At 60.9% G+C, this 6,633-nt stretch carries 7 protein-coding genes and 1 pseudogene; 7 read left to right on the top strand and 1 reads right to left on the bottom strand.

Features of this window, described 5'->3' with window-relative positions:
• From GS12_RS16775 to hpxK, 6 genes and pseudogenes are all read left to right on the top strand, one after another.
• A pseudogene (locus GS12_RS16775) lies at nucleotides 1-359 on the top strand (transporter substrate-binding domain-containing protein); the annotation flags it as partial.
• Between the two features lie 9 nt (nucleotides 360-368).
• Nucleotides 369-1,037, top strand: a complete 669-nt coding sequence (locus GS12_RS16770; RefSeq protein ID WP_034912530.1) for an amino acid ABC transporter permease — start codon at nucleotides 369-371, stop codon at nucleotides 1,035-1,037.
• On the top strand, nucleotides 1,034-1,690 hold the full coding sequence (locus tag GS12_RS16765) for an amino acid ABC transporter permease (RefSeq protein WP_034949022.1): 657 nt from the start codon (nucleotides 1,034-1,036) through the stop codon (nucleotides 1,688-1,690). Before GS12_RS16770 ends, GS12_RS16765 begins: the two co-directional genes overlap by 4 nt.
• The gene (locus GS12_RS16760; protein WP_034949021.1) at nucleotides 1,671-2,408 is read left to right on the top strand and encodes an amino acid ABC transporter ATP-binding protein; all 738 of its coding nucleotides are present in this window, start codon (nucleotides 1,671-1,673) and stop codon (nucleotides 2,406-2,408) included. The genes GS12_RS16765 and GS12_RS16760 overlap by 20 nt, the downstream gene beginning before the upstream one ends.
• Nucleotides 2,409-2,438: 30 nt before the next feature.
• Nucleotides 2,439-3,677 carry a pyridoxal-phosphate-dependent aminotransferase family protein gene (locus tag GS12_RS16755; protein WP_034912539.1) on the top strand — a complete coding sequence of 413 codons (1,239 nt, stop codon included), beginning with the start codon at nucleotides 2,439-2,441 and terminating at the stop codon, nucleotides 3,675-3,677.
• On the top strand, nucleotides 3,677-4,924 hold the full coding sequence (hpxK, locus tag GS12_RS16750) for an allantoate amidohydrolase (RefSeq protein ID WP_034949019.1): 1,248 nt from the start codon (nucleotides 3,677-3,679) through the stop codon (nucleotides 4,922-4,924). Before GS12_RS16755 ends, hpxK begins: the two co-directional genes overlap by 1 nt.
• A gap of 4 nt (nucleotides 4,925-4,928) precedes the next feature.
• Here hpxK and GS12_RS16745 read toward each other — a convergent pair whose 3' ends face one another.
• Nucleotides 4,929-5,723, bottom strand: coding sequence for a sulfite exporter TauE/SafE family protein (locus GS12_RS16745; protein WP_034949017.1), 795 nt, complete (start codon nucleotides 5,721-5,723; stop codon nucleotides 4,929-4,931).
• A 121-nt stretch (nucleotides 5,724-5,844) separates the two neighbouring features.
• Here GS12_RS16745 and GS12_RS16740 point away from each other — a divergent pair, with 121 nt between their 5' ends.
• Nucleotides 5,845-6,633: an AraC family transcriptional regulator gene (locus tag GS12_RS16740; RefSeq protein ID WP_034912547.1), complete on the top strand. Its 789-nt coding sequence runs from the start codon at nucleotides 5,845-5,847 to the stop codon at nucleotides 6,631-6,633.

Raw genomic sequence — 6,633 nt, 5'->3', positions numbered from 1 at the left:
GCGTCACCCGTGGCGCGGTGGAAGATATGGTGTTGAGCGAGGTGGCGCCGAAAGATGCTCAGGTAAAACGCTATGAGGACAACAACACCACCTTATCCGCTTACCTCTCCGGTCAGGTTGAATTTATTGCCACCGGTAATCTGGTGGTGGCGGCCATTGCGCGACAGAACGCCGATAAAGCGCCGGTGGCGAAATTTATGCTTAAAGATTCGCCGTGCTATATCGGCATGAAAAAAGAGCAGCCTGCGCTGAAAGCGAAAGTGGATGCGCTGATCGCGCAGGCGATCAAAGACAAGACGCTGAACGGCCTGTCTGAAAAATGGCTGAAAGCGCCGCTGCCTGCGGATCCGGGCGCATAGAGGCGCATAATGATGGGCCAACTTGATTTCGCCGCGCTGCTACCTTACCTGCCGTCCCTGCTGCTGGGGTTGTGGGTAACTATTCAGCTTACCGCGTTGGCCACGGTCGGCGGCGTGACGCTGGGGATTGTCGGTGCAGCGCTGCGCTGCGGCAAGCCGTCGCTGGCGGGCCGGTTATGGGGGATCTACGTTGAACTGATCCGCAATACGCCGTTCGTGGTGCAGCTGTTCTTTATTGTTTTCGGGCTGCCAAACCTGGGCCTTAAGCTGACGGCGGGCGAGGCCGCCCTGCTGGCGATGCTGGTCAACCTGGGCGCCTACAGTACTGAAATCATCCGTGCAGGAATTCAGGTAACGCCGCAAGGGCAGTGGGAGGCGGGCCGCGTGCTGGGGCTGAGCCGCAGACAGACTTTCCTTCGGGTGATCCTGCCGCCCTCGCTGAAGCGCATTTACCCGGCGCTGGTCAGCCAGTGCATTATCGTGATGTTAGGTTCATCGGTGGTGTCGCAGGTGTCTTATGAAGAGCTGACCTTTGCCGCCAACGTGATTCAGTCACGCACCTTCTTAAGTTTTGAGGTGTATCTGGTCACCACGCTTATTTATCTTCTGCTGTCTGTCGCCATGCGACAGGTGCTGCTGGCGGCGGGACGCCGCTGGCTGGGAGGCGGTCAATCATGAATACCTTTACCGACTGGGACATTCTGCGCAACCTGCTGCTGGCGGCGCGCTGGACGCTGCTGCTGTCGCTGGTCGCATTTGTCGGCGGCACCGTGGTGGCGATGCCGCTGGTGGCTGTTCGCCTGAGCGGACGTCGCTGGCCGGGACGCGTTGTCCGCGCCTGGAGCGAACTGTTTCAGGGCACGCCGCTGCTGATGCAGCTGTTTCTGGCTTTTTTCGGCGTGGCGCTGTTTGGTATCGACGTGTCGCCGTGGACGGCCGCCTCGCTGGCGTTAACGTTTTACACCAGCGCCTTTCTGGTGGATATCTGGTTCGGCAGCATCTGCGCGCTGCCCAAAGGGCAGTGGGAAGCCTGCCGATGTCTGGGGCTGAGCGTGGGCCAGGCGCTGTTTCGCGTGGTGCTGCCCCAGGCGTTGCGCATCGCCATTGCGCCGACCGTCGGCTTTGCCGTGCAGGTGGTGAAAGGCACCGCGCTGGCCTCGATCATCGGTTTTGTCGAGCTGACCCGTGCCGGAACGATCCTCAATAATGTCACCTTCGAACCTTTTAAAGTGTTCGGACTGGTGGCGCTCGGCTATTTCCTGATCTGTTATCCGCTGTCGCGATACAGCAAGTACCTGGAGAAGAAATTCAATGCCGCTCATCACCATTAATCAGGTGCAGAAATACTACGGCGAGAACCATGTGTTGAAAGGCGTGGATCTTGATATCGACATGGGCGAGGTGGTCTCGATTATCGGCCGCAGCGGCTCAGGTAAAAGCACGCTGTTGCGCTGTATCAACGGCCTGGAAGCCTATCAGGATGGCAGCATCAAGCTGGGCGGCATGACCATTACCCACCGCGATGCGCAGGCGCGCGAAATCAGCCGCTCCATCGGCATGGTGTTTCAGAACTTTAACCTGTTTCCGCACATGACTGCGCTGGAAAACGTGATGCTGGCGCCGCGCCGGGTACTGAAGAAGAAAGAAACCGCGTGTCGCGACCTGGCGGCGCGCATGCTGGAAAAGGTCGGGCTTGGCGATCGCATGGATTACTATCCTTCCAGCCTGTCCGGTGGTCAGCAACAGCGCGTGGCGATTGCCCGCGCGCTGGCGATGAACCCCAAAGTGCTGCTCTGCGACGAAATCACCTCGGCGCTGGATCCGGAACTGGTTGGCGAAGTGCTGAAGGTGCTGGAGCAGCTGGCGAAAGAGGGCATGACCCTGATCCTGGTGACGCATGAAATGAATTTCGCCCGGGAAGTGGGCGATCGCGTGGTATTTATGCATGAGGGCCGTGTCCGGGAGCAGGGCGAGAGCAAAGCGCTGTTCGCCAGTCCGCAAACCCCGGAACTGAAGCAGTTTATCTCGTCCGTGCGCGGTCTGAGCTGACTCTGAGTATCAAAAAGAAGGAGAGAACGGATGGATATCACCCACTACCCACAAATTAACCCGCCGCCGCGCCTGCTGATGGGGCCCGGCCCGATCAATGCCGATCCGCGCGTGCTGCGCGCCATGTCCAGCCAGCTACTCGGCCAGTACGATCCGGCGATGACGCACTACATGAACGAGGTGATGGCGCTCTATCGCGGCGTCTTTCGCACCGAAAACCGCTGGACGCTGTTGGTGGACGGTACCTCGCGCGCGGGCATTGAGGCGATTCTGTTGTCGGCCATTCGACCCGGCGACAAAGTGCTGGTGCCGGTTTTTGGCCGTTTCGGCCATCTGCTGTGCGAAATCGCCCGTCGCTGTCGCGCGGAAGTTCATACCATTGAAGCGCCGTGGGGCGAGGTGTTCACCCCCGATCGCATCGAAGACGCGCTGAAAACCGTGCGGCCGCGCATGCTGCTGACCGTGCAGGGCGACACCTCAACCACCATGCTTCAGCCGCTGGAGGCGCTCGGCGCGCTGTGCAGACAATATGGCGCGCTGTTCTATACCGACGCCACCGCCTCGCTGGCGGGCAATCCGCTGGAAACCGATGCCTGGGGACTGGATGCGGTTTCCGCAGGCATGCAGAAATGCCTTGGCGGGCCGTCCGGCACCTCGCCGGTGACGCTCAGTCCGCAGATGGAGGCGGCGATCCGCAGGCGTAAATGCGTGGAAGAGGGCATTCGCACCGCCGATCATCAGGATGGCGACGAAGAGATGATCTGGTCGAACTATTTCGATCTGGGCATGATCATGGATTACTGGGGGCCGGAGCGGCTTAACCACCACACCGAAGCCACCAGCGCGCTGTTCGGCGCGCGCGAATGCGCCCGGTTGATCCTTGAGGAAGGGCTGGAAAATGGCATCGCCCGCCATAAGCTGCACGGCGACGCGATGCTGAAAGGCATCCAGGGCATGGGACTGGACACCTTCGGCAACCTGAAACACAAAATGAACAATGTGCTCGGCGTGTGCATTCCACCGGGCATCAACGGCGACAGCGTGCGCAAAGTAATGCTGGAAGACTTCGGCATTGAAATCGGCACCTCGTTTGGCCCGCTGCACGGTAAGGTCTGGCGCATTGGCACCATGGGCTATAACGCGCGCAAAGAGTGCGTGATGATGACGCTCAGCGCGCTGGAGTCCGTGCTCACCCGGCTGGGCTTTAAAACGCCGCAGGGCGCGGCGATGCAGGCTGCCTGGGATCACTACGCAAACGGGAGCGCCTGATGAATGCGGCAGACGCCGCACGGGCGGCAGCGAGGGTGATGGCGCGCTGTGATGCGCTGGCGGCGATCAGCGAAGCGCCGGACGGGCTGACGCGCGTTTATCTTTCGCCGGAACACCTGCGCGCCAATGCGCTGACCGGCGAATGGATGCGCGCGGCGGGCATGCGCGTCTGGCAGGACAGCGTCGGCAACATCTGCGGGCGCTACGAAGCCAGCACGCCAGGCGCGCCTGCGCTGCTGCTGGGATCACACCTTGATACCGTGCGCGATGCGGGCCGTTACGACGGCATGCTGGGCGTGTTGACCGCCATCGAAATCGTGCAGACGCTCAACGCCAGCGGGACGCGCCTGCCACATGCCATTGAAATTATTGGTTTTGCCGATGAAGAGGGCACGCGCTTTGGCATCACTCTGCTGGGCAGTCGCGGTATCACCGGGAGCTGGCCGGAAAGCTGGCTGACTCACCGTGACGGCAACAGTATCACCGTGGAACAGGCGATGAGCGACGTGGGTTTCAGCGCGCACAACGTGCAGCAGGCGGCGCGAAAACCCGACGAGATCATGGCCTATCTGGAACTGCATATAGAACAGGGGCCAAGCCTGGAGCAGGAGGGGCTGGCGCTGGGCGTGGTGACCGCCATCAACGGTGCGCGCCGACTGAACTGCCGTTTTCTCGGCGAAGCCGGGCACGCCGGCACGGTGCCGATGGCGCACCGTCGCGACGCGCTGGCCGCTGCCGCAGAATGGATGGTATTTATCGAGCAGGCCACCGCCGCGCACGGCCCGCAGCTGGTCGCCACGGTGGGCGCGCTGCACTGTGCGCCCGGCGCGGTAAACGTCATTCCTGGCGAGGTTTCGCTCAGCCTTGACGTGCGCGGCCCGGACGACGACGCGCTGGCGACGCTGCTTGCCGAACTGCTGACGCAGGGCGAGGCGATAGCCCAGCGGCGCGGGCTGAACTTCAACGCCGAGCAGTATTATCAGATTGCCGCCACGCGCTGCGACGACACACTACAGGCGGCGCTGCGCCGCGCGGTAACCGGCGTGCAGGGGCGCAGCCTGTCGCTGCCCAGCGGTGCGGGACACGATGCTATTGCCATTGCTGCGCGCTGGCCGGTGGGCATGCTCTTCGTGCGTTGCGCGGGCGGCGTCAGTCACCATCCCGACGAATCGGTGCAGGAAAGCGACGTTGCGCTGGCGGTTCAGGCTTACCTCCAAGCCGTGATTGAGGTCGCGGGCGCGCACTGACTTATCAGAGTGATATCGCGATGGTGACGCCCGTCAGTAGCAGGATGTAGATGCGGGCGTGGAGTAAATCCGGCACCGGCGGAATGAACTTGCGGGTAAAGGCAATGCCCGCAAAGCCGGTCACGATCAGCAGCCCCAGAATTTGCAGGTTAATGTACCCGAGGTAGCCGTTTTCAGGCATGCCATCCGGCGCGCTGAAAATGTAAACCAGTGAAGCAACCACGGCGACGGGCACAGAAAGCGGATTTGCCGCACTGATGCAGTGCTGCATCGCGTAGCCGTGACGTCGAAGCAGCGGCACGGTCATCACGCTGCCGCCCACGCCGAGCAGGGCGGCAACCGTGCCAATAATCACGCCGCCTGCGCTCGCGGTAAATGAAGAAAGGCGTTTTTTCTCCCGCTGCATGAAAAAACCTTTTCGCAGCAGACAATCCGCCACGGTGAAAAGCATATAAAGAATGTAAAGCATCCTGATGCGGTTATCCGGCAGCGCGCCTGCCAGCAATGCGCCAAGAAGCGCGCCGGGTACAATAAAGAAGATCAGTGGACAGAGCGTTTCCGCAAGCAGCGTTCCCGCTTTCCAGTTTTTGTAGCTCGCCAGCGAGGCATTCAGCACCATCACCGCCGTCGAGGTTGCCACCGCAATATGCATCGCCTGGCCCGCCACGGCGTCACCGCCATGATGCGAGATAAAGCGATACACGAAGGGAACAACCACAAAACCCCCGCCAAACCCAAATAAAACGGTCGTCATACCGGTTGCAAAACCGGCCAGCGCAATTATCACGATGTCGCTCATTTCGCCTGCCCTGTACAGAAGAAAATAGTGGCGGCAAGCATACCGTCTGCCCCTCGGGCTTCCCATTTTCGGCCCGCTCATTTACCCTTGCGAAACGGTCAAAATAAAGGCTGACGAGCTGATGCGTAACGTCCATATTGACGATCATGACAACCTTAAGCGGGACGTGGTGGCGCTGGGAAATGACTATCCCGGCGGCTATCTGCTGTCGAAACACCGCCACCGGCGGGCGCAGCTGCTCTACGGGGCGACGGGCCTGATGGAAGTGATGACCGACAGCGGCTGCTGGATTGTGCCGCCGCAGCATGCGGTCTGGCTCCCGTCCGGCATGGAGCATCGTGTGAAATTTATGGGCGTCACCACCCGCAGCCTGTATATCGAACCGGCAAAAGCGGACGATCTGAACATGGGGAACGCCTGTAAAATCATTGCTGTCTCTTCGCTGCTGCGTCAGTTGCTGATTGAGGCGGTAGATCTTCCCCCTCTTTACGAGACGCAGCGCGATTGCGCGTTGATGACGCTGCTGTTAGCTGAAATGGCGACCATGCCCCGCCGTGCTTTTGACATTCCGCTGCCGCAGGAGAAAAGGCTGCTGCTGAAGTGTCATCGCTTCCTGAACAGGCCGTCGGTACAGGCCGCATCGGTTGACTGGGCCGCCGATCTCTTTATGAGTGAAAGCACCTTCCGGCGTCATTTCAGGCGTGAAACGGGGCTGTCATTCTCTGCCTGGCGACAAAGAGCGTGCGTGGTGGTATCGCTGGCGCGGCTGGTGGAAGGCGAGGCGGTGAACGTTATCGCGCTGGAGATGGGTTATGAAAGCGGCTCGTCATTTTCGACCATGTTCCGCCGGGTGACCGGGCAGTCTCCCTCGCACTATCTTCCCCCGGCGCAAACGCGCAGGGGGACGTAA

This window comes from Erwinia oleae, assembly GCF_000770305.1.
Lineage (GTDB): Bacteria > Pseudomonadota > Gammaproteobacteria > Enterobacterales > Enterobacteriaceae > Erwinia > Erwinia oleae.
This window is presented reverse-complemented; position numbering and strand designations above follow the sequence as displayed.

Bases quoted from the DNA above. Each gene is read 5' to 3' on its own strand.
- GS12_RS16770 (WP_034912530.1), top strand. From the start codon at position 369: ATGATGGGCCAACTTGATTTCGCCGCGCTGCTACCTTACCTGCCGTCC.
- GS12_RS16765 (WP_034949022.1), top strand. From the start codon at position 1,034: ATGAATACCTTTACCGACTGGGACATTCTGCGCAACCTGCTGCTGGCG.
- GS12_RS16760 (WP_034949021.1), top strand. From the start codon at position 1,671: ATGCCGCTCATCACCATTAATCAGGTGCAGAAATACTACGGCGAGAAC.
- GS12_RS16755 (WP_034912539.1), top strand. From the start codon at position 2,439: ATGGATATCACCCACTACCCACAAATTAACCCGCCGCCGCGCCTGCTG.
- hpxK (WP_034949019.1), top strand. From the start codon at position 3,677: ATGAATGCGGCAGACGCCGCACGGGCGGCAGCGAGGGTGATGGCGCGC.
- GS12_RS16745 (WP_034949017.1), bottom strand. From the start codon at position 5,723: ATGAGCGACATCGTGATAATTGCGCTGGCCGGTTTTGCAACCGGTATG.
- GS12_RS16740 (WP_034912547.1), top strand. From the start codon at position 5,845: ATGCGTAACGTCCATATTGACGATCATGACAACCTTAAGCGGGACGTG.